The organism is Lacibacter sp. H407, assembly GCF_037892605.1.
Classification (GTDB): Bacteria; Bacteroidota; Bacteroidia; order Chitinophagales; family Chitinophagaceae; genus Lacibacter.
Genome location: NZ_JBBKTU010000001.1, coordinates 1,707,707 through 1,730,759 on the forward strand (window position 1 = coordinate 1,707,707; position 23,053 = coordinate 1,730,759).

Here is a 23,053-nt window from a genome sequence, read left to right on the forward strand (position 1 = left end):
AACAAGATATTCCCTGCCTGCTCCGGCAAGGATGAGGGAAGGAAATTATGTCAGAAAGTAATACACCACGTTTGATGGCTGCTGCCAAGGAGTTTAATATTGGTAAGGATACCCTTATTGACTTTTTGGTGGGAAAAGGGTTCAGTAAAGATGATCTGAAACCAACTGCAAAGCTTACAGAAGGCATGTACCGTTCGCTGCAGGCAGAATTCTCATCCGATAAACTGGCGAAAGCAAAAAGTGATCAGATCGAGATTCCGAAAGGCGGCATGGCAGACCTCAAGAAAAAGAAAGAAGAAGAAGATCTTTCGATCAGGAAGGAAGTAAAGAAGGTTGTTGTAAAAGAAGAGCCGAAGGTAGAGGAAGTAAAGCCGGTTGAAGTGGTTGTGCCCGAACCTCCCGTTGTGGTGGTGGCGGTTGAAGAGCCAAAGGTAGAGGAAGTGAAACCTGTTGAAGTGGTTGCAGTACCGGAACCTGAGGTTACAAAAATTGAAGCTCCTGAAGTTGAAGGTCCAAAAGTTGTGGCCAAGATCGATCTTGATAAGATCGATTCGTCTACCCGCCCTAAAAAGGTAGAGAAGAAGAAAAAAGAAGAGCCAAAGCAGGAAGAACCTGAAGTAGTGAAGGAAGAAGAGAAAGTCGTTGTACAACCAATCGTGGAGCAGGAAGCAGAAGTTGAGGAAGATGAAGATGTTGTTATCGAAAATATCAAGGCTGATAAATTAGAGGGTCCGAAAATTCTTGGTAAAATAGAACTGCCGGTTAATTCTGAAACAAGACCAAAACCTGTTACAGATAAAGAAAAGCGGAAACGCAAACGTATTCCGATCGATAAGAAAACAGGTCCGGGTCAACAGTCAGGAAGTGGCCAGCAAGCTGGCGCAACGCCTCCGGCAAGAACAGGTCCAACTATCGGTATCCAACGTCGTGGCGATGCCCGACCAGGTGGCGGTACAGGTGGTAACCGGAACGATCGTGGTCGTGGTGCAGGTCCGGGTCGCAGAGAAGATAAAGTGATTGATGCAAAAGAGATCCAGGAAAAACTTCGTGAAACACAAGCCAAACTATCAGGTCAAGGCGGAAGAGGTAAGAGCTTAAAAGCGAAATACCGGAAGCTGAAGCGTGATGAAATGGCCGATAATATGCCGGAAGGTGGCGAAGACAACAAGCTGCAGGTTACCGAATTTATCAGTGCTGCCGAATTGGCCAGCTTGATGGATGTATCGGCAACCGATGTGGTGGCAAAATGTTTCAGCCTCGGTATGATGGTGTCGATCAACCAACGTTTGGATGCGGAAGTAATTGAACTGGTTGCCGGTGAGTTTGGCTTTGAAGTTGAGTTTATCGACATGGAGAAGCAGGCCGAAATGGAGGAAGAGGACGACGACGATGATGCAGACAGCCTGCAACCACGGGCTCCCATTGTTACCATCATGGGTCACGTAGATCATGGTAAAACATCGTTACTCGATTATATCCGTAATGCAAACGTAGTATCAGGCGAGGCCGGCGGTATTACCCAGCATATTGGTGCGTATGAAGTAACCAATGCAGCAGGTAAAAAGATCACGTTCCTTGATACACCCGGTCACGAAGCCTTTACAGCGATGCGTGCACGTGGTGCGAAAGTGACGGATATTGCAGTGATCGTAGTAGCGGCCGATGATGCGGTGATGCCACAAACAAAAGAGGCCATCAGTCACGCACAGGCAGCAGGTGTGCCTATGATCTTTGCGGTGAATAAGATCGATAAAGACGGAGCTAATCCGCAAAAAATATACGAGCAGTTATCACAAATGAATATTTTGGTGGAAGAGTGGGGCGGTAAATTCCAAAGCCAGGAACTCTCAGCTAAAAAAGGATTGAACATTGATAAACTGTTGGAAAAAATATCATTTGAAGCTGAATTGCTTGACCTGAAAGCAAATCCCGATCGGGAAGGTACCGGTTCAATCATTGAAGCATCGTTGGACAAGGGACGTGGATACGTGGCAACGATTCTGGTACAAAACGGAACACTTAAACAAGGTGATCTGATTGTATCGGGTCAGTACTACGGTCGTATCAAAGCCATGTTTAACGAACGTAACCAACGGGTTGAAAAAGCAGGTCCTTCAACGGCTGTACAAATCCTCGGTTTGAATGGTGCACCGCAGGCGGGTGAGAAGTTTAAAGTGTATGAAGATGAAGCCGAAGCAAAAGAAATTGCCGGTCGTCGTGCACAGATCCTCCGTGAGCAAGGTATCAGAACCAAGAAACATATTACACTCGATGAAATTGGTCGTCGTTTGGCACTGGGTAACTTTAAAGAACTCAACCTCATCATCAAAGGTGACGTGGATGGTTCGGTAGAAGCCTTGACCGATTCATTACAGAAGTTATCAACGGAAGAAATTGCAGTGAACGTAGTTCATAAAGCAGTTGGTCAGATCTCTGAAGCGGATGTAACATTGGCAAGTGCATCAGATGCGATCCTGATTGGTTTCAACGTTCGTCCATCGTTGCAGGCATCAAAACTTGCAGAACAGGAAGGCGTGGAGATCAAGAACTATTCCATCATCTACAATGCGATCGAAGAAGTGAAGAGTGCGATGGAAGGTTTATTGGAACCGAAGATCACGGAGAAAGAAGTTGCTACTGTTGAAATTCGTGAAGTGTACAAGTTTGATAAAGCAACCGTTGCCGGTTGTTATGTGTTGGATGGAAAGATGAAGCGTGATGCGAAAATCCGCCTCTTCCGTGATGGCGTATTGGTATATCCACGAACAGAAGGTGGTTTTGCAGAGTTGGGAAGTTTGAAACGCTTCAAAGACGATGCAAAAGAAGTTTCTTCCAACATGGAGTGTGGTTTAACCATCAAAAACTTCAGCGATCTCAACGTAGGCGATACCATTGTTGCGTTTGAAGAAGAAGAAGTGAAACGTACACTCTAAGCTTTGTGCTTACATAGAAACAGATTGTTAAAACAACGATGGCCGTGCTCATAAGACGGCCATCTCTATTACTTTTGATACTCATCTCTTACAAATGAATAAGTTATTTACCATTGTTGCAGTGTTGGCCGTTATGGCAGTGCAGGCGCAAACAAAGAAGGTCGTTGCTGATAAGATCATTGGTGTTGTTGGCGACAGGATCGTGTTGAAATCGGATATTGACAACCAGATCAATGATGCACGGAGCAAAGATTATGAATTGCCGCCCGATGCATCCTGCTATCTCATGCAGCAACTGATCATCAATAAAATGCTGGCGATTCAGGCTGAAAAAGATTCCTTACCGATCAGCGAAGAAGAGGTGGAAGCAGATGTAGACAATCGTCTCCGTTACTTTATCCAGCAGTATGGTTCCAAAGAAGTAATTGAGCAAATTACCGGTAAAACCATTTTTCAGTTTCGTGAAGAAATGCGGGAGCCGATCAAAGAAAGCAAACTTGCATCGGCAATGCGGAATAAGATCGTGGAGAATGTAAAGATCACACCAACTGAAGTAAGAGCTTATTTCAACCGGATACCAAAAGATAGTTTGGCTTTTTACGAAACAGAATTGGAGATCGGTGAAATTGTGGTGTATCCCAAAGCCGGTCGTGAAATGGAAGAATACGCACAGGACGAATTGAAAGAATTTAAACGCCAGGTGGAAGCAGGTACCAAGAAAATGGATTTCCTTGCATCGCAGTACAGTGATGATCCTGCTGCAAAAGAAAATGCCGGATTGTATGTGTTGAACAGGGGTGATAACCAATGGGATCCAACTTTTTTTAATACAGCAATGGCTTTGAAGGAGGGTCAGATTTCACGTGTTATCAAATCGAAATTCGGATATCATATCATTCAATGCTTATCACGTAATGGAGATGAGGTAACCGTACGCCACATCTTGAAGATCCCTCGTATCAATGAATCGGATATCAATGATGCCATCAACAAACTCGATACAGTTCGTTCCAAACTCATTACCGGTGCTGTAAAGTTTGGTGAGGCCGTAAGTAAATATTCCGATGAAGAAAATTCAAAGTTTACAGCAGGAATTATGCGTGGACAAGATGGTACATCCATTGTAACTATCGACGAATTGGATAAGGATATGATTCCATTACTTGAAAAATTAAAGCCGGGTGAATTCTCACAGCCATTTGCATTTACTGATCTGCGTGGTAAAAAAGGTGTTCGTTTAATTTACCTGATTGCCCGTACGGCTCCGCACCGTGAGAATATGGAAGATGATTACAGCAAACTTTCAGCAAGAGCATTGGAAGAGAAAAAAGAAAAAGAGCTGGAGAAGTGGTTCATTAAAAACTCCAAAACCTTTTATGTGCAGATCGAAGATGAATACAAAGGTTGTGCACCCATGAAAGCCATTCTGCCAGAGCTTGTAAAAAACTAAGAAATTGTGAAAAAAAGCCGTCGGTTCAAACCGGCGGTTTTTTGTTTGGAAAATTGCATGTATGTACATACATTTGCATAGTGAAACTGGAACAAGCAATACAAAGTGTGAATTTTAAAAACGAAACCCATAAAGCGGGGCTGAATATATTATATACAGCCTGGTGGTTAAAGACCCTGATGAGCCGGGAGTTGAAAGACTTTGGCTTAACGCATGAGCAATACAATGTACTGCGTATCCTTAAAGGTAAGTCACCCGATGAAATGTGTGTGAAGGATATTGCAGGTCGAATGATCGAAAAAAGCTCGAATGTACCAAGGATCATTGATCGTTTGGTGCTGAAAAAGCTGGTGAAGAGAACCACTGATGCAAACGACAAAAGGCACACGGTAATGGCGTTAACAGGAGCCGGGTTAAATATCCTGGAACTGAGTACACAGCGGATCAACAATGTGTTTGATGCAACCCTTCAAATTACGGAAGCCGATGCGGGTTTGCTCAATCAGTTACTGGAGCAGATCAGGGCAAAAGAAAGTTGATATTTTTTTAAACAAATACATGTATGTACATGTAATAAATAAGAAGTCATGAAAGCAGTAATTCATAAAGCAGCAACAAGGGGCCACGCCAATCACGGCTGGCTCAACAGCTACCATAGTTTCAGCTTTGCCGGTTATTACAACCCTGAGCGGATCCATTTTGGTGCACTCCGTGTATTGAATGATGATTCGGTAGCAGCAGGTATGGGCTTTGGTACACATCCACACGATAACATGGAAATTATTTCCATTCCGTTAAGTGGAGATTTGAAACACAAAGACAGCATGGGTACAGAAGCAACCATCAAGCAAGGCGATATACAGGTGATGAGTGCAGGCACAGGTATTTCACACAGTGAAATGAATGCTAACAAAGACAAAGAGGTAAAATTTTTACAGATATGGGTTTTCCCAAACAGGAAAAATGTGCAGCCACGTTACGGACAAATTACGTTGGATGAAAACAAAATGAAGAACAATCTACTGCAGGTGCTTAGTCCAAACGCAGATGATGAAGGCGTATGGATCCACCAGGATGCATGGTTCAGTTTAGGAAATCTGGATAAAGGCTTTGCAACCGATTATAAACTGAAAGGAACAAATACCGGGGTATATGCTTTTGTACTGGAAGGCGATGTAACCATCAATGGTGAAGCGCTTAACAAAAGAGATGGTCTCGGTATCAGCGAAACAGATACACTCAACATTACAGCAGATTCTGATGCAAGATTACTACTGATGGAAGTACCCATGCTCAACTAAACGTTTAAATCAACAATTCATAAAAACAAAAATCTAAACACAAACAAAATGGCAACGTACAAAATTGACGCATCGCACAGTGACATTATCTTCAAGGTAAAACACCTGATGATCACGACCGTAACAGGACAATTCAAAAGCTTTGATGCTACATTATCTGCTGATGCAGAAGATTTCAGTGATGCAGTAGTAACCTTTACTGCAGATATCAATAGTGTAGATACACGCAGCGAACAAAGAGATACACATCTGAAAAGTGACGACTTTTTTGCTGCAGAAAAATATCCTGAATTAAAGTTTGTTTCTACATCAGTTAGTAAGAAAGATGACGGGTTGGTTTTGAAAGGTGATCTTACGATCCGTGATGTAACAAAACCAGTTGAATTGAAAGCAGATTTCAATGGTGTAGTAGTTGATCCTTGGGGACAAACAAAAGTAGGTTTTGAAGCAGAAGGAAAAATCAAGCGTAAAGAATTTGGTTTAGGCTGGGATGCTGTAACTGAAGCTGGTGGTGTGGTAGTAAGTGATGATGTGAAACTCCAGTTCCACGTTCAGTTTGTAAAGCAATAATGAAAACGGGCAACGCCCGTTTTAAAAAGCAATCGTAAAACATGAAACAGATCAGGTATACAAGGAAAGCGGCTCCTGCTCATATGGTAGGCGACGGGTTTAAAGTAAGAACATTTATTTCTTCGGCGATGTGGAAGGACATGAGCCCTTTCCTGATGCTTGATTACATTGAACCTACAGAATATTTACCTACCGATCATCCCCGTGGCGTGGATGTGCATCCGCATAAAGGATTTGAAACAGTGAGTATTTTATGGGAAGGTGCATTGGCACATGAAGACAGCAGCGGTGGTAAAGGCAAAATTTTTGCAGGAGATGTACAATGGATGACAGCCGGTGCTGGTATTCTTCACAAAGAATTTCATGAAGAAGAGTTTAGTAAGAAAGGTGGGGTATTGCATGGTGCCCAGCTTTGGGTAAATCTTCCTTCAAAAAATAAATCAACAGCACCTGCTTACCAGGACATCCGTTCGAACAATATTCCCGAGATACAAATCGGAGAAGACAAAGGAAAGATCCGCATCATTGCCGGAGAAATGAATGGGATAAAGGGTCCTGCGAATACATTCACTCGTATTAACATTTTTGATGCACATGCGAAAGCAGATGCATCATTTGATCTGAATGTTGTGGATGGCGATCATACAACACTGCTTGTTTTGAAAGGAACTGTTCTTATCAATGATGACAAAACAGCACGTGAAGGTGAAATGCTGGTATTTGAGAATACCGGAGAGAACATTCATATTCAAACAAACAATGAAACACACTTGTTATTACTAAGTGGCGAACCGATCACAGAACCGGTAGCAGCTTATGGTCCGTTTGTAATGAATACACAGCAGGAAATTATGCAGGCGATCGATGATTACAATGCCGGTAAATTTGGGCATCTTAATTAATACAAATGATCAACTCATTCATTGGCGTAGAAAAATACAAAGTAACACATAGCAATGGCCGTCACCAGTTTTATGCTGATGAACCGGTTGACAAAGGAGGAATGGATACTGCGCCAACACCTGATGAGTTGTTAGAATCAGCATTGGCCAGTTGCACCTTAGTTACCTTACGAATGTACACCGATCATAAGCAATGGAATGTAGGAGCAATTGATATTTCTGTTTTATTGAAACGTGAAGAAGGCAAAACCATCATCACAAGGAAATTGAAATTTCAACATCCACTAACTAATGAACAACAACAGCGTTTGATCCAGGTTGCCAAAAATTGCCCGGTATCAAAAACATTGGGAGCGGCATCGGAATTAAACGTACAGATCAACTAAAATATATGCAACATATTTTATTCAACGGTTCGGAAAGAGGAGTGAAAGATATTGGTTGGTTGAAAAGCAATTTCACGTTTTCATTTTCATCTTATTATAATCCATCGAAGAATGGATTTGGTTTATTGAAAGTGTTCAACGATGATTTTGTGGAAGCCGGCAAAGGCTTCGGCTTGCATCCACATCAGAATATGGAGATTATCAGCATTATGCTGAACGGACAAATGAATCACAAAGACAGTCTGGGTTATGCGGATGTAGTGGAAAAAGACTGGGTGCAGATCATGAGCGCCGGTAGCGGATTACGACATGAAGAATACAACGTAGGAACCGATGAAGTGAATTTTCTGCAGATATGGATCGAACCCAAGCTGCAAAATATCAACCCACGTTATCAAAGAAGAAATTTTCCAAAAGATCAACGGAAGAATCAATTGGTAACGGTGGTGAGTAATGAAGAAGGGCAGCAACATTGCTGGATCAATCAGAATGCAAAGCTCAGTCTCGGTTGGTTTGAAGCAGAGAAGTCGGTTACTTATCAATTCAATCCTGTGAATAAAGGTATTTTTGTATTTCTGATGGAAGGCGAAGCCGAAGTAAACGGCATCAAAATTGGCAGAAGAGATGCAGTGGGCTTGTGGGAAACTGAACAAGTGGAGCTCCGGTTTGTAAAAGAAACAGAATTCATCATCATTGAAGCACCAATCAATCATTAAAAAATGAACATCGAAATAATAGCAGGCAGCCCCAGAGAGAATAGTGTAACTCATCGTGTGGCATTGTTCCTCAAAAAAATATTAACGGAACGTACTTCACATACGGTCAACATCATTGACGTTCGGGAGTGGGAACTTCCTTTGCTTCAAAATGTGTTTGTATCAGTTGATGCAACACCGGAAGAGTTTAAGCCATTGAGCACCCGTATGTTCAATGCACATGCATTTATACTGGCTACTCCGGAGTACAATGGAACGTATACATCGGCCATGAAAAATTTGCTGGATCATTATCCTAAGCAAAGTCACAAGGCGTTTGGAATTGTTACAGCCAGCCCGGGTATGATGGGCGGCATCAGGGCCACACAGCAAATGCAGCTGTTGATCAATGCATTATTCGGTATTGCCAGTCCACATATGTTAGTGATTGGCGGTGTTGATAAGAAATTTGATTCGGACGGAAACCTGCTCGATGAAGCTTTTCAAAAGAATGTAGACATTTTTATACGTGAATTTTTATGGCTGGCGGAGAGTCTTCATCCCGAAACGGTCCTTAATTAATGCAGTAATGTTGGCATTGATTCTTACCTTTGCGCCTTCATCGGCCAAAGTGGAAACCGAGGTCGACTTCTCACAACAATCATGAGCGACGAAATAAAACACGAATGCGGCTTGGCCTTCATTCGTTTACGCAAACCCTTCTCTCATTACCAGAAACAATATGGCTCGGTGCTGTATGGCCTTAACAAGCTGTACCTGCTCATGGAAAAGCAACACAACCGTGGGCAAGACGGTGCAGGTATTGCAGCCGTTAAACTGGATGTAGAACCAGGTTATCCTTTTCTCCATCGGTTACGCAGCAGTGCAAATCAACCCATCGCCGATCTGTTTTTTAAAGTAGGGCAGGAAGTGCAGGAGCTGGAAAAATACCAGCCCGATATCAAGCAACACGCCGGTTTAATGAAAGGTCATTTGCCTTTTTTAGGTGAGTTGATGCTGGGGCATCTTCGCTACGGCACACAGGGAAAAAACAATGTAGAATTCTGTCATCCCTTTATCAAACGCAATACACATTCTTCACGCAACCTGGCATTGGCAGGCAATTTCAATCTGGTAAATACCGATGAGCTGTTTAATCTCATTAATATTGATCCGGGTGAATTTCAAAAGCAAAGCGATCTGGCAGCAATGATGGAAGTAGTGCATCATTTTCTGGTAAAGGAAGATGAGCGTGATCCGAATAATCCTTCTATCACAAATGTGTTGAGAAAAGCAACACCGTTGTTTGATGGCGGATACACTATTGGTGGAATGACGGGAAACGGAGCCAGCTTTGTAATGCGTGATGCACATGGTATTCGTCCGGCTTATTATTATGTAGATAATGAAGTGATCGTTGCAGCAAGTGAGCGTGCAGCCATTCGTACAACATTTAACGTTGGCGAAAATGAAGTGTTGGAATTGATGCCGGGACAGGCATTGATCGTAGAAGCAGATGGCAGCTATCACATTGATCAGATACTGGAACCGAAAGAACGCAGAGCCTGTTCGTTCGAACGTATTTATTTCAGTAGAGGAAGCGATGAAAAAATTTATCGTGAGCGCATTACACTTGGTCACAAATTAAGCAAACGTATACTTGAGCATATTGATTACGATTTGAAGAATACCATCTTCTCCTATATTCCCAATACAGCTGAAGTGGCATTTTATGGTTTGGTAAAAGGGATGGAAGAATATCTCAACCAGATCAAAGTGCAACGGATCATGAGCTGGGGGAAAGATTTTGATGAAGAGAAGTTGAACGAGATGATCACACGTAAGATCAGGCAGGAAAAAATTGCGATCAAAGATGTGAAGCTGCGTACGTTCATTACGGAAGACAGCAGCCGGAACGAAATGGTGCAGCACGTCTATGATATTACGTACGGCACGGTCAAGAAAGATGTAGATACATTGGTAGTGATCGATGATTCGATTGTACGTGGTACTACATTAAAAGAAAGTATTGTTCGGATGTTGGGTCGCCTTGGTCCAAAGAAAATTATTGTTGTATCAAGTGCGCCACAGATACGTTATCCCGATTGTTATGGTATTGATATGAGTAAGCTTGGCGATTTTGTTGCCTTCCGTGCAGCTATTGAATTGTTGAAAGAAAGAGGAATGACGGATGTAATTGATGAAGCCCATACCACCATCAAAGAAATGCAACGCAACAATCAATTGCATACGGAGAATGTAGTGCGTCGTTTGTACAAACCATTTACAACAGAAGAGATCAGTGATAAAATTGCACAGTTAATTACACCGGCAGGATTTACCATTCCGGTACAGGTCATCTACCAAAACATAGAAGATCTGCATGCCAGTTGCCCCACTAATACAGGCGATTGGTATTTTACCGGCAACTATCCAACTCCCGGCGGTAACAGAGTATGTAACAAAGCCCTTTTAAATTACCTCGATGGTAAAAATGTGAGAGGTTATTAAAATAACAAACTACAGGCAACGATTTGGCTGAATTTTTGCTGCGTAGTGTGTGCCCGTCTTTAAAATTCTATTTAAACCGAACCGGGAAAATACTTTAAGAGAGCCATCTGAATATTCAGGTGGTTTTTTTGTTGCTATTTCTTACTTTCATTGAAATGAATTACCCATAAAAATTATCCCTGCCCGGCTTTGTCTTTCAGGCGGGGAACGAACTTGGACCAGTAGTGATGATAATTTTTGTGGGTAAACTATGTGGCTGAAATCAAATATTAATGAATACATGAAATCGCTCCTTCTCATTCGCCACGCTAAAAGCAGTTGGGATAATCCGATGCAGAACGACTTTGACAGGCCGTTGAATGCAAGAGGATTAAAAGATGCACCGATGATAGCGGAACGGTTGATAGAGCGGAAGATAAAGATTGATGCCTTTATCAGCAGCCCGGCAAAACGGGCCAAACAAACCTGCGAACTGTTTATGCAAGTGTTTAAAAAAGACGCAGGAAGTATGATCCTCCAATCACAATTATATCTTGCGCAGCCAGAAGTTTTTTTGCAGACCATCAAACAACTGCCGGCTGGCATTTCACATGCCGCAATCTTTTCGCACAACAATGGTATTACTGAGTTTGCGAATACATTGTCAGCCACACAGGTTGACAATATGCCTACCTGTTCAGTATTTGCAGTTCATATCCCTATTGAAAATTGGAGCGATTTTACAAAGGCCAAAAAGGAATTCTGGTTTTTTGATTATCCGAAACTGGTGTAACGCTACAGCTTGGTAAACTGCAATTCTTTTGTAACATTCACACGGTCGTTGTGAAATAATACCTGTTTGGGGTTGAGTAATTCATTGTGCCACAGCTGACTGATGTAAATCAATTCCAGTTCAGGGGTATTAATCGTTAAAGTAAATGTATCGCCAGCCGGGTTCTCCTCCCACGTACCTGTATAAGTATCTGTTCCATCTGTTACTTGCAGGGTTTTATCGCTGCTGAATGTAAACCGCCAAGGGGAAAACAAATAGGTAAGGTTACTGCCATTGTCCTTAAAAAGCGAAACACGCCAAGTACCGTTTGTAAGAATATTTTGGAGAGGTGGCGTATCCTGCGGTTTACGGCAACCGATAAGTACCGTAATGAGGATGACGCAAAATACAAGCTTCTTCATGGTGAGGTTAGAGATTTTGGTGATGTGAAGATATAAACGATTTTTTAGTGCTCATAATATACGAAATAAAAAAGGTTGCCGATTTACGGCAACCTTTTCAAGCATAAGGGGATTCCTTATTTTATCCCATACTTGTATTTGTAACGTTCATTGAGCTGTTTGTGTTTATCATCAAGGCTCACCTGACGGCCCTGGATAAACGCATACGTAACAATGCTTGATCTCATATCAAGAATATCGCCTTCACTGATCACAATGTTGGCATCTTTTCCCACTTCGATCGAACCGGTGATGTTGTCGATACCCAGAATTTTGGCTGCATTGAGGGTAATAGAACTTAATGCCTGTTCTTTTGTGATGCCGTAACCGGCAGCCGTACCTGCATTAAATGGAAGATTACGACCTCTTGTTTGTCCATCTCCATCGTTGATGGCGTACAGCACACCAGCATCCTGCAAATAAGTAGCTGATTTGTAAGGAAGGTCCACATCATCGTCGGTCATAGTTGGTAACGCATGGCGTTCAGCAAGAATCACAGCGATATTGTTTTGTTTCAACAAGTCTGCTATTTGCCAGCTTTCACTGCCACCAACGATCACCACATCAAAACCAAACTCTTTTGCAAAATCAATAGCAACCAGCATTTCTTTTACAATGTCACAATGCACAAACAGTTTTTGTTTTTTGTCAAACAAACCTTTTGTTGCCTCAAACTTTAAATTGGTTTTAGCATGTGTTGATTCTTTATGATAGGCTTTTGCCTGCTGAAAAAACTGTTTGATCTCTTCTACACGGTTCAGGGCTTCTTTAACCTGGTCTGCAGTGCTTCTGCTTTCAGCTTGTCCAAGAAATGCAGCAAAGCGGCTGGGACGTGGTAACAAGCTGGGCATGTTCATATGTATTTGTCCATCGGCTTTATAGGTGGCATCTTCCCAGTTCCATGCATCCAGTTGCACAACGGTAGATGAACCGCTGATAGTAGCTCCTTGTGGAACAACATTTGCAAACAATACACCGTTGCTGCGTAATGTGCCAATTACTTTTGAATCGGAGTTGTACGCCACAATTGAACGGATGTTTGGATTGTAAAGGCCCAGCTCAGTATGATCAACGGTTGCACGTACGCTGTTTACCTCAACTAAGCCGAGTTGCGATACAGATAAAATAAGACCGGGATAAACATGTTTCCCTTTTGCATCGATCACTTTGCCTCCGGCAGGCGGATTGCTTTGACCAACTGCTTTTATTTTTCCATTTTCAAATGTTACAAAGCCATTTGTAATAACCGTTCCGTTACCTACATGTATGGTAGCATTTGTAATCGTGATCGTTTCTGTTTGTGCTTTTGCCGGGTAAACGGTTTCCTGCGAAACGGCAAGAATGCTCACGAGTAAAAGTTGTATACTAAATATTATTTTCTTCATTGTCGTAAATTTTATTGGTTACCGTTTTGATCCACTTCATCTGCATCAACCACTAACAAACCATGGCTGTGATTATGATCACTGCAGGTGTGCATGATCTCCATACTTGGTGCAAACGGAACAGTTGGTGAACCGGCTCTTTTTTCGCCGATCATTTTTGCCATCAATCGTGCACGCTCTTTGGCAATATCTAAACGAAGCTGTTTGTCTTTTTCACGATCGTAGTACACAATACCATCTACGATTGTTTTTTCAGCTTTTGCATAAATGCTTAACGGATGATCGCTCCATAAAACAATATCTGCATCTTTTCCTACTTTGATACTTCCTACTCTGTCGTCAACATGCAGCATTTTTGCAGGATTCAACGTAACCATTTTCAAGGCATCTTCTTCACTCATACCACCATACTTTACACTCTTCGCTGCTTCATGATTCAGGTGACGGGCCATTTCTGCATCATCAGAATTAATAGCAACGTTTACACCCACTTTGTGCATGATAGATGCGTTGTACGCCATTGCATCAACTACTTCCATTTTATAATTCCACCAATCGCTGAAGGTTGAAGCGGCAGCACCATGTTCTTTCATTTTATCAGCTACTTTATAACCTTCCAGAATGTGTGTGAATGTATTTAATGTAAAACCAAAACGATCAGCCACACGAAGCATGTCGGTGATCTCACTCTGCACATAGGAGTGACAGGTAATGAAACGTTTTTTATTCATGATCTCAACCAATGCATCCAATTCCAGATCACGACGTGGAGCAACTGCTTTTGTGTTTTTCTTCTTTTCGTCATCATACTTTTTCCAAGCAGCTTCATAATCTTTTGCACGGGTAAACGCATCTGTCAACACCTGGCTTACACCCATCCGTGAATCAGGGAAACGATTGTTTTGAGTAGAACCGGAACGTTTTACATTTTCACCCAATGCAAATTTGATAAAGCCTGTCCAGTTTTGGAACTTCAATCCTTCATCATTTGCACCCCAACGTAGTTTGATCAGTTGCGTTTGTCCACCAATCGTATTGGCAGAACCATGCAGAATATGTGAAGAGGTAACACCACCGCTCAACTGGCGATAAATATTGATGTCTTCGGGATTGAGATTATCAGCAATACGAACTTCAGATGTAACACTTTGTCCGCCTTCGTTGATTGAACCCGCAGCAATATGTGAATGTTCATCGATAATACCTGCAGTAACATGTTTGCCTGTACCATCAACTACTTTTGCACCTGCATCACTCAGATTTTTTCCAACAGCAGCGATCTTTCCGTTTTTGATCAGCACATCTGTATTTTGTAAAATGCCTTCTTTCTCATTGGTCCATACAGTTGCATTCTTAATTAAAATGGTTTCCTGTTTTGGCATTTCTGTAAAGCCATAACCATTAAATGGATAAGGAACATCACCAAGTTTAGGTGTTACTTTCGGACGGGTATTGTCAGGTTTGGCTACTGCTTCTTTATTGTAAACAGCGGTCCATGTAAAGCGATTGCCTTTTGCATCATCACCTACACCACTCCATAAATTGCCATTGGCAATACCACTCAAGCGGATATTTGTACGACTGCCTTTTGCATCTGGGAAATTAAGTTTCACCTGTTTGCCGTCAAACGTAAAGCGACCTGTTAGTGTATCGCCTGCAATTACATTGGCGCTTGTGCTGCTGGCAACATCTAGTGTATATGTTTTTGCAGCACCAGGCATATTTACAGTTAATGTATAAACACCTTTTACATCGTTCCATAATTCTTCCTTCACTGTATACTTTTCACCCTGTACCCAGTTCTGATGGATCACAGTTTTTTCAGAAAAGATGGGGCCAGAGGTAACGAGGAAGTTGGCTACTTTACCTGTTTCAATACTTCCTACCATATCATACACACCTAAAAGGGTAGCGGGAATTTTTGTTAATGCTTCCAGCGCTTTTGTTTCACTTAAACCATATTCGATCGCTTTGCGAAGATTGGCCATAAACTGGCGTGCATCACGCAAATCGGAAGTAGTTAAGCAAAAGTTGATACCTGCTTTTTCAAACATGGCCGCATTGGCTGGTGCCATTTCCCAATGTTTCATATCGCCCAAAGCCACAAAACGTGCATCATGCGGATCTTCAATATCCATAGCGGCAGGATAATTCAATGGGAGAATGAAAGTAGCTTTAGTGCCGGCCATTTCATTGATGCGTTGGTATTCGTTACCACCTGCTTTCATGATATACTGTACGCCAAATTCATCTCCGATCTTATCGGCACGTACAACTGCCCATTTATCATTGGCTTCAAATATCTGCGGAAGATTTTGATGCTCGTTCCAAAAACGAAGCGAAAGATTTACACCTTCAGAAAGAGGATTGTTCTTGTACCATTGCGCATCAATAAACGATTGACGGAGCAATGCAATAGAACCCATAATGGAACCGGGATACGATTGTGTAGACGTTCCTTTGTTGAATGAATAGTGAGCCGATGCTTTTTCTTTCAGCACCGCTTTGTTGTCACTTCCATCAGCTAACGACACAAATACACCGGTACCACGTGCAATACCATCACGCTGGTGTGTGAGCACCGCACCGAATCCGTTATCACGCAAAGCTTTTCCTTTTGTGTTATCGGCTGTAAAAATTCGTACGCCTTGCACATCGGTGCGAATGGCCTGGTTCCAGCCATAGGCTCCTTTTTGATTCGAAGCAATTTGCGCAGGAGCGTTAAAGTTGAAGCCACCTTGCTGACGTTGCGGTGCAGCAATACCGTAATCGGCATAGGCATCCACAAACGATGGGTAGATGTACTTGCCTTTACAATCGATCACCACTGCATCGGCAGGGATACTTACACTTGTTCCAACGGCAATAATTTTCCCGTCTTTAATTACAAGTGTAGCGTTGTTGATTGTAGTAGACGCATCTTTTACAATTGTTGCGTTGGTAAAAGCGAAAGAGCCGCTGCGGGGGTCGGCTACGCCGTTTACAGGAAATGTTTCCTGTGCCCTGGATAATGCTGATACCAGCAATAGCCAGGAAAAGAGGACTAATCTTCTCATGCTGTAGTTGATTTTTTTTGAAATGAAGGGCTTAAGGTAAGGGAAAATACAAATCAGAAAAGGAAGATTGGATGAGTGGGAGAATTTTGTTTTTAATTGTAAGATTGTAAGCGGATGAAGTTCAAAATTCTTTTTATTTTACTGTTTAAGCTTTTTACTTTAAATTAAAGTCTGATATGATTCCTTATCCTGTTGCAGTAATATGTCTACAAAAACTGTAAAGTTTACCGCTTTCTAAATACATTTTGTACTACAAAGGCGATAAGGGTATTGTTTTACTTTTGTACTGTATCCAATATTAATGAATAGTATTGCCCTTATACCCGAAACCTTCGAATTGAGCCAACACCTGTACTATGTACTGGTAAAGGCAGATGGCTTCTATGCAATGGCAAATCCTCATTTTTTGAATCGGTTTGGTTTACAGACAGAGGCAATGCAAAAGATACCTGCATTCAGCAGGGTACATCCCGCCGACAGGGTGGAATGCAAAGACGCACTTGAATTTTGCAGTAACGAACCCGGGAAAAGCATTTCAATTGATTTTCGTAAACCGGATTCATCAGGTAATTACATATCCACAAAGTGGGAGTTTACAGGTATTGAAAGAGACGAAGACGAAGAGCTTTACATACAGTGTGTGGGTTACGATACCATGCAAGAATTTGCCGGAAAAGAAGAATTGGCTTCGTTCAAAACGCAGATGACAACGAAAGAAGAAATGTATCAGGAGCTCCTGTCAAACGGAGTAGATGTGTTTTTTCTTACGAATAAAAAGAATGAGATCAGCTATTGCTCTTCGAACATTACAAAAGTATTTGGGTATTCAACCGAAGATTTGATTGGCAAAAATGGATTTGAATTTGTACATCCCGATGATCTTCAGATAGCCATCAATGCGTTCGAGAGTGAAATGCAGAATCCCGATCAGAATCAATCGGTTGATATACGCTTCAGAAAAAAAGATGGAAGTTGGTTATGGACAGAGGCAAAAGGTAAAAATCTGTTTGGCAATCCGCATATACAGTCCATGCTGCTCAATCTGAATGAGATTTCTTTGCGCAAGCAATCGGAGGATGCGTTAAAGGAGAGTGAATTGCGGTATAAATCATTTTTTAATCAACTGCCTCTTCCGCTCTTTATTATAAGTAACGATCATAAGAAAATTATTGATGTAAATGAATATGCTGTTCAGCGCTACGGGTACACACTCGATGAGTTTCTGAATCTGACATTTTGTGATCTCTTTACAGGCTCTTTTACATGCGAAGAAATTAATACGATTTATGCTGAAGGGAAAGTAACCGGACATAAAACAAAGCAAGGCGAAAAATTATTGGTTACCATTGCCCGGCATGAGATCGTATATTCTAATTTGAATGCTTATTTGATGCAGGTTACCGACGTAACAGAAACGCATCGTACCAAACAGGAAGATGAATTGGGTTTTGAGGTGTCGGAAATTCTTATTCAACCCAACCCGTTACACGTAAACCTGAAAAACGCATTAAGCAAAATCAGAAGCTTTGCAGGTTGGAAGCTCGCAGAATTATGGATGCCAAGTTACGACGGCATGTATCTTACCTGCCAGGTAGCAGATGTTGAAAGTAATGAAGCAGATGAGTTGATCTTACATTTCATTAGCCAAACAAACGATACGGATTATCCGATATCAACTTATATAAATCAGGCAGAGCATATTTCGAATAAGCCTTATTGGATAGAAGATATTGTGAGCAGTGAATTTAAATTTAAACGCAAAGAAGCTGCTTTGTCAGCAGGTTTTCAATCAGCATTAGCGGTGCCGGTAATGAGTGATGAGCGTATGATCTGTTGTTTTTTCTTTTTGAATATACAGCCAAAAAAATACAATCGCAACGAAGGCAATCTCATCAGCATTCTTGGAAAATTGTTTGGTGCCGAGATCGATAAACGAAGAAACAGTTTAATGCTCGATCAGTTTTTTCTGATCAGCAAAGATATTCTTACAATAGCCGGACTTGATGGGCGCTACAAACGTGTAAATCCTGCTTTTATAGAATTTAGCGGCTACTCTTCACAAGAGGCAAAAGATATTCATCCACTTAGTTATGTGCATGATTATGATAAGCCCGCTGTATTAGAAAAATTAACGGAGTTAAGCACAGGTGTAGCTGTTCCTTATTTTGAAAACAGAATTGTAACTAAATCAGGCGAAACAAAATGGATCGCATGGACTGCAACACCATTGTTAAGCGAAGGCATTGTGATCGCATCGCATCGTGATATTACAGCACAAAAAGAAGCAGCCGAAGCGTTGCAGATCAGTAATGAACGCTATGAATTTATAAAGAGAGCAGCCAATGAGGCTATTTGGGATTACGACCTTGTAAGAAAAGCAATTGTTCGCAGTAACGGTTATAAGGTATTGTTTGGGTATGATACGGATCAGGAACATTCTGATCTTAATTTCTGGGAATCAAAACTTCATCCGCAGGATCGTGAACGTGTAATGCATGAACTGCATGCGTTCCTTAGTCAATCCGTTTCGAACCAATGGCAATGTGAATACAGGTTTTTGAAAAGTGATGGTAACTATGCATTTGTGATGGACAAGGGGTATCTTATTGTTGATAAAGATCAGTTACCAATTCGCCTTGTTGGATCGATGCAGGATATAACAGAGCAAAAAGAATTTGCTGAGAAACTGAAAATCAGTAACGAGCGGTATGAGTTGGTAACAAAGGCAACCAATGAAGCTATCTGGGATCTTGATCTTGAAATAAACAATATGACCTGGAGCGAAGGTTATCGCATACTGTTTGGTCATGGCTTTGAAGATGCAGATCAGGGATTGGATTTTTGGGAAGCAAATATTCATCCCGATGAAAGAGTAGCCGTGATCGATAGCTTCAATTTATTCCTGCAACAGCATACAACGCCGCATTGGGAAAGTGAATATCGCTTTTGCAGAAAAGATGGATCGTATGCCAATGTACTTGACAAAGGCTACATGATCTTTAACAACAAAGGAAAGCCGGTACGTATAGTAGGTGCCATGCGTGATATAACAGAACGTAAAAAACTGGAAAAAGAATTGATGCTGAAAGAACGCAGCCGTCAGTTCCAGATAGCGCAGGCCGCTGTATTTGCACAGGAGAAAGAACGGGCTGAGATAGGCAAAGAGTTACATGATAATATTGGTCAGTTGTTAACTACTACCAAACTTTATCTCGAAATGTTGAAGAATAAACAGGCCGATTCGGATGAATTGATTGACCGTGGTACCAAGCACATCAATACAATTATTACCGAAGTAAGAAATCTTTCACGCTCATTGGTACCTACCAGTATCAACGATCTGGGTTTGGTTGAATCGTTAAATGATCTGATGGGCAGTATCAGGGCGTTAGGAAGTTTTGAGTTACAGTTCTACGCTACCAATACAATTGAAGATCGCATGGATGCGAATGTAAAGCTCACTATTTATCGTATTTTACAGGAACAGCTGAATAATATTGTTCGGCACGCAGAAGCAACGAAAGTGTCAGTGGAAATGTTCCAGGAAGAAAACAAGGTGTACCTTTTCATCGCCGACAATGGAAAAGGGTTCGATCTTAGAACAGTTAAAAAAGGGCAAGGTCTTATTAATATAAAAAGCCGTGCAGAGTTACAGGAGGGTTCATTAGAAATATTGACAACTCCCGGCCACGGTTGCAAATTGGTTATTCAAATTCCTATTAATATTTTAAAAACTACATGATGATGGAAAAAATTACTGTACTAATTGCTGATGATCATAAACTGATCCGTGAAACCTGGAGTTTCATTTTAAACAGCGATGCACGATTTTCGGTTGTTGCACAGTGCAGCAATGGTGAGGAGGCAATTGAGATGGCACAAAAACTTCGTCCGAAAATTGCATTACTGGATATCAATATGGCACCCATGAATGGAATTGAAGCAACGGAACAGATCCGTAAGTTTTCACCTTCAACTAAAATTATTGGTGTATCCATGCACTCGCAACCAGCTTATGTAAAGAAGCTGTTGAAACTGGGAGCTATGGGTTATGTAACCAAAAATTCTCCGCAGCAGGAAATGTTTGATGCTATTGCAGCAGTGCACGAAGGCAAACGTTATATCTGCGCAGAAGTAAAAACCATTTTGAGCGAACAGATCTTTGAAGAAGAAAGTACAGGCGCCAACACACTTTCGTCCCGTGAGCTGGATGTGATCAAACACATTAAAGAAGGGCTTTCATCAAAAGAAATTTCAACACAGCTTAATATTTCCCTGAAAACGGTGGAAGTACATCGCCACAATATTCTGAAGAAGCTGAACCTGAAAAACAGTGCAGCATTGGTGAATTATATTAATTCATCCGGGTTAGTGATCTAAGCTTACTTATCTACAATATAGAAGGGGTTGCAAAGGCAGCCCTTTTTTATTGCAGCCAGAACCGGCAGATTGTTTTTCTTTGTACTAATTCAGCACAAAGAAAATCAAAACACATGGCAGTTCGCATCTTCATTACCGGCGGCACATTCGATAAAGAATACAACGAAATTACCGGTCAGCTTTTTTTTAAAGACACACACATGCACGATCTGCTGGAAATGGGCCGTTGCCATGTGCCGGTTGAAATACGTACATTAATGATGGTGGACAGTCTTGAAATGACCAATGAGGACCGTGACTTGATCGTTCATCAATGTATCCAGTGCGATGAAGACAAGATCATCATTACACATGGTACAGATACAATGAGTGAAACTGCAAAAGTAATTGCACAAAAAGTGACTGGTAAAACTGTGGTGCTTACAGGTGCTATGATTCCCATTAAGTTTGGTAGTAGCGATGGTTTATTTAACCTCGGCAGTGCGTTGGCCTTTGCACAATCGTTACCGCATGGGGTGTATGTGGCCATGAATGGACGTTACTTCAATTGGGATAATGTGCGCAAAAACAAACAAACAGGCATGTTTGAAGAAGTGAAATAATTATTCACTGATATGTTTAAAAGCTACACTCCGTTTAATCTTTCTTCTCCAATGTTGGATAAGTAATACCCAACTGTTCTAAGTATGTATTGTATTTAGAAGGATCATAATAATACTTCTTCAGCTGTGGCCTGAACTGTTCCATAATTTTTGTATTGAGAAAAGTTGCAGGAGGCGTATTCTTCTCAACAAATGGAATGTACTTCACATCTTTTGTTTGCACATTGTTGTGATAGTCCCATGCATCTGCAATGATCTTTGGATTGGTGAGCATATCAATTAACGTTGATGCAAGCACTTTACTTCCGTTTACAACACCCTTGTGTGCAATAGGCGTTGCCATGGCAATACCATCGGCCCAGTTATGACCCGGTGTACCAGGAATATTGGAAGGATAGCGTAACACAACCGTTGGCACATTCCAGGCAATATCAGCAATATCATCACTACCACTGCCCCAAGAGAATTGCACGGGTCCGTTTAATGTATCAAGCTTTAAAGCCAACCCATCAATTGCATTTCCACGTTGATCTTTCTTAGGTGCACTCACTAATTTTTGCACAGCTCTTGCCAATGCCTGATCATCGTTGCTCCATGTGGGCAAGCCAACTGTTTTAATATTTTTATACATGGCTTCTGCAATGGACTTGTTGAAATGACCGGGCCATGCGGTTCCGAGTAAACGATGTTTTACAGTTGTATTCGTCATCATGGCTGCACCATTGGCAATGCGGATACCATCATCATACATTGCTTTGATATCTTCGTATGTACGTTCACGGAAATAATACCATACAGCTGCTTTCGACGGAACAACATTCGGCTGATCGCCACCGTCAGTAACTACATAATGCGAACGTTGTGTTGGTTTGAGATGCTCCCGTTTGTAGTTCCATCCAATATTCATCAATTCAACTGCATCCAAAGCACTTTTACCACGCCATGGTGCACCCGCAGAATGTGCAGAGCTTCCTTCAAACTGAAATTCAACGGACACTAATCCATTATTACCGGCATCGCCCCAACTCACCCCCAGGTTGTTTCCAACATGTGTAAAGATGCAGGCATCAACATTCTTAAATAGCCCATCACGGATATACCATGCTTTGCTTCCAACCAGTTCTTCAGCAATACCGGGCCATATCATTAAGGTGCCGGGTAACTTTTCACGCTCCATAATTTTCTTTACTTCAATCGCTGAAAGAATTACCAATGGTAAACCGGAATTATGTCCTTCACCATGTCCCGGCGCATCTTCTACAATCGGACTCTTGTAAGCAACACCCGGTTTTTGCGATGCTTTTGGAATACAATCCACGTCACTGCCTAATGCAATGAATGGTTTGCCGTTTCCCCATTTAGCAATCCATGCAGTAGGCATACCTGAAACTCCACGTTCAATGGTAAATCCATTCTGCTCTAAAATTTTTGTGAGATAAGCACTGGTTTCAGTTTCCTGAAAACCAAGCTCAGCAAAACTGAACACCATATCAACCATTACCTGTGCATCTTTTGCTTTGCCATCAACAGCAGCCATTACTTCTTTTTTCCATGCATCTGCTTTTGTTTGAGGAATGGGTTTTGTTTGTGCAATTAATGTGGAAGTAAATAAAAGAGAAAGAAAGCTGGTAAGTATTGTTCTCATGCTGATTGGTTTTGGTATGATGAAG

Annotated in this window: 18 protein-coding genes; 14 read left to right on the forward strand and 4 right to left on the reverse strand. The window is 41.6% G+C overall.

The annotated features are described in order from the left end of the window. The first annotated feature begins 47 nt into the window (after positions 1-47). The 11 genes from infB (at position 48) to WG989_RS07500 (ending at position 11,520) form a co-directional block, all read left to right on the forward strand. Positions 48-2,933 carry a translation initiation factor IF-2 gene (infB, locus tag WG989_RS07450; RefSeq protein ID WP_340428412.1) on the forward strand — a complete coding sequence of 962 codons (2,886 nt, stop codon included), beginning with the start codon at positions 48-50 and terminating at the stop codon, positions 2,931-2,933. Positions 2,934-3,027: 94 nt separating this feature from the next. After that, complete coding sequence (locus WG989_RS07455) at positions 3,028-4,383, forward strand: peptidylprolyl isomerase (RefSeq protein ID WP_340428413.1); 1,356 nt, start codon at positions 3,028-3,030, stop codon at positions 4,381-4,383. Positions 4,384-4,463: 80 nt separating this feature from the next. After that, entirely contained in the window at positions 4,464-4,922 is a 459-nt protein-coding gene (locus tag WG989_RS07460) for a MarR family winged helix-turn-helix transcriptional regulator (protein WP_340428414.1), read from the forward strand. Positions 4,923-4,970: 48 nt separating this feature from the next. Continuing rightward, positions 4,971-5,684 carry a pirin family protein gene (locus tag WG989_RS07465; RefSeq protein WP_340428415.1) on the forward strand — a complete coding sequence of 238 codons (714 nt, stop codon included), beginning with the start codon at positions 4,971-4,973 and terminating at the stop codon, positions 5,682-5,684. A gap of 48 nt (positions 5,685-5,732) precedes the next feature. Next, the gene (locus tag WG989_RS07470; RefSeq protein ID WP_340428417.1) at positions 5,733-6,254 is read left to right on the forward strand and encodes a YceI family protein; all 522 of its coding nucleotides are present in this window, start codon (positions 5,733-5,735) and stop codon (positions 6,252-6,254) included. A 41-nt stretch (positions 6,255-6,295) separates the two neighbouring features. Then, complete coding sequence (locus WG989_RS07475) at positions 6,296-7,156, forward strand: pirin family protein (RefSeq protein WP_340428419.1); 861 nt, start codon at positions 6,296-6,298, stop codon at positions 7,154-7,156. A 5-nt stretch (positions 7,157-7,161) separates the two neighbouring features. Next, entirely contained in the window at positions 7,162-7,542 is a 381-nt protein-coding gene (locus WG989_RS07480; RefSeq protein WP_340428420.1) for an OsmC family protein, read from the forward strand. Positions 7,543-7,547: 5 nt separating this feature from the next. Continuing rightward, entirely contained in the window at positions 7,548-8,258 is a 711-nt protein-coding gene (locus WG989_RS07485) for a pirin family protein (RefSeq protein ID WP_340428422.1), read from the forward strand. Between the two features lie 3 nt (positions 8,259-8,261). Further along, positions 8,262-8,819: an NADPH-dependent FMN reductase gene (locus tag WG989_RS07490; protein WP_340428424.1), complete on the forward strand. Its 558-nt coding sequence runs from the start codon at positions 8,262-8,264 to the stop codon at positions 8,817-8,819. Between the two features lie 81 nt (positions 8,820-8,900). Then, on the forward strand, positions 8,901-10,748 hold the full coding sequence (locus WG989_RS07495) for an amidophosphoribosyltransferase (protein ID WP_340428425.1): 1,848 nt from the start codon (positions 8,901-8,903) through the stop codon (positions 10,746-10,748). 280 nt (positions 10,749-11,028) lie between these two features. Then, positions 11,029-11,520, forward strand: a complete 492-nt coding sequence (locus tag WG989_RS07500; RefSeq protein ID WP_340428426.1) for a SixA phosphatase family protein — start codon at positions 11,029-11,031, stop codon at positions 11,518-11,520. A 2-nt stretch (positions 11,521-11,522) separates the two neighbouring features. On the opposite strand, the gene WG989_RS07505 is transcribed toward WG989_RS07500, so the two are convergent. The 3 genes from WG989_RS07505 to WG989_RS07515 form a co-directional block, all read right to left on the reverse strand. Further along, the gene (locus WG989_RS07505; protein WP_340428427.1) at positions 11,523-11,921 is read right to left on the reverse strand and encodes a hypothetical protein; all 399 of its coding nucleotides are present in this window, start codon (positions 11,919-11,921) and stop codon (positions 11,523-11,525) included. A gap of 116 nt (positions 11,922-12,037) precedes the next feature. After that, on the reverse strand, positions 12,038-13,345 hold the full coding sequence (locus tag WG989_RS07510) for an amidohydrolase family protein (RefSeq protein WP_340428429.1): 1,308 nt from the start codon (positions 13,343-13,345) through the stop codon (positions 12,038-12,040). A gap of 11 nt (positions 13,346-13,356) precedes the next feature. Then, the gene (locus tag WG989_RS07515; protein ID WP_340428430.1) at positions 13,357-16,401 is read right to left on the reverse strand and encodes an amidohydrolase family protein; all 3,045 of its coding nucleotides are present in this window, start codon (positions 16,399-16,401) and stop codon (positions 13,357-13,359) included. A gap of 337 nt (positions 16,402-16,738) precedes the next feature. On the opposite strand from WG989_RS07515, the gene WG989_RS07520 reads away from it, so the two are divergent. The 3 genes from WG989_RS07520 to WG989_RS07530 all read left to right on the forward strand — a co-directional run bounded on the left by WG989_RS07520 (position 16,739) and on the right by WG989_RS07530 (position 21,383). After that, positions 16,739-20,143 carry a PAS domain S-box protein gene (locus WG989_RS07520; RefSeq protein ID WP_340428432.1) on the forward strand — a complete coding sequence of 1,135 codons (3,405 nt, stop codon included), beginning with the start codon at positions 16,739-16,741 and terminating at the stop codon, positions 20,141-20,143. Positions 20,144-20,145: 2 nt separating this feature from the next. Beyond that, positions 20,146-20,781 carry a response regulator gene (locus tag WG989_RS07525; RefSeq protein WP_340428433.1) on the forward strand — a complete coding sequence of 212 codons (636 nt, stop codon included), beginning with the start codon at positions 20,146-20,148 and terminating at the stop codon, positions 20,779-20,781. A 113-nt stretch (positions 20,782-20,894) separates the two neighbouring features. Then, positions 20,895-21,383 carry an asparaginase domain-containing protein gene (locus WG989_RS07530; RefSeq protein WP_340428434.1) on the forward strand — a complete coding sequence of 163 codons (489 nt, stop codon included), beginning with the start codon at positions 20,895-20,897 and terminating at the stop codon, positions 21,381-21,383. A 34-nt stretch (positions 21,384-21,417) separates the two neighbouring features. Here WG989_RS07530 and WG989_RS07535 read toward each other — a convergent pair whose 3' ends face one another. After that, complete coding sequence (locus WG989_RS07535; protein WP_340428435.1) at positions 21,418-23,028, reverse strand: amidohydrolase; 1,611 nt, start codon at positions 23,026-23,028, stop codon at positions 21,418-21,420. Positions 23,029-23,053 lie beyond the last annotated feature (25 nt).

Excerpts from the sequence above, each read along its gene's own strand:
- WG989_RS07530 (WP_340428434.1), top strand. The coding sequence starts at position 20,895 with ATGGCAGTTCGCATCTTCATTACCGGCGGCACATTCGATAAAGAATAC.
- WG989_RS07465 (WP_340428415.1), top strand. The coding sequence starts at position 4,971 with ATGAAAGCAGTAATTCATAAAGCAGCAACAAGGGGCCACGCCAATCAC.
- WG989_RS07525 (WP_340428433.1), top strand. The coding sequence starts at position 20,146 with ATGGAAAAAATTACTGTACTAATTGCTGATGATCATAAACTGATCCGT.
- WG989_RS07535 (WP_340428435.1), bottom strand. The coding sequence starts at position 23,028 with ATGAGAACAATACTTACCAGCTTTCTTTCTCTTTTATTTACTTCCACA.
- WG989_RS07510 (WP_340428429.1), bottom strand. The coding sequence starts at position 13,345 with ATGAAGAAAATAATATTTAGTATACAACTTTTACTCGTGAGCATTCTT.
- WG989_RS07455 (WP_340428413.1), top strand. The coding sequence starts at position 3,028 with ATGAATAAGTTATTTACCATTGTTGCAGTGTTGGCCGTTATGGCAGTG.
- WG989_RS07495 (WP_340428425.1), top strand. The coding sequence starts at position 8,901 with ATGAGCGACGAAATAAAACACGAATGCGGCTTGGCCTTCATTCGTTTA.
- WG989_RS07490 (WP_340428424.1), top strand. The coding sequence starts at position 8,262 with ATGAACATCGAAATAATAGCAGGCAGCCCCAGAGAGAATAGTGTAACT.
- infB (WP_340428412.1), top strand. The coding sequence starts at position 48 with ATGTCAGAAAGTAATACACCACGTTTGATGGCTGCTGCCAAGGAGTTT.
- WG989_RS07470 (WP_340428417.1), top strand. The coding sequence starts at position 5,733 with ATGGCAACGTACAAAATTGACGCATCGCACAGTGACATTATCTTCAAG.
- WG989_RS07515 (WP_340428430.1), bottom strand. The coding sequence starts at position 16,401 with ATGAGAAGATTAGTCCTCTTTTCCTGGCTATTGCTGGTATCAGCATTA.
- WG989_RS07505 (WP_340428427.1), bottom strand. The coding sequence starts at position 11,921 with ATGAAGAAGCTTGTATTTTGCGTCATCCTCATTACGGTACTTATCGGT.
- WG989_RS07500 (WP_340428426.1), top strand. The coding sequence starts at position 11,029 with ATGAAATCGCTCCTTCTCATTCGCCACGCTAAAAGCAGTTGGGATAAT.
- WG989_RS07485 (WP_340428422.1), top strand. The coding sequence starts at position 7,548 with ATGCAACATATTTTATTCAACGGTTCGGAAAGAGGAGTGAAAGATATT.
- WG989_RS07475 (WP_340428419.1), top strand. The coding sequence starts at position 6,296 with ATGAAACAGATCAGGTATACAAGGAAAGCGGCTCCTGCTCATATGGTA.
- WG989_RS07480 (WP_340428420.1), top strand. The coding sequence starts at position 7,162 with ATGATCAACTCATTCATTGGCGTAGAAAAATACAAAGTAACACATAGC.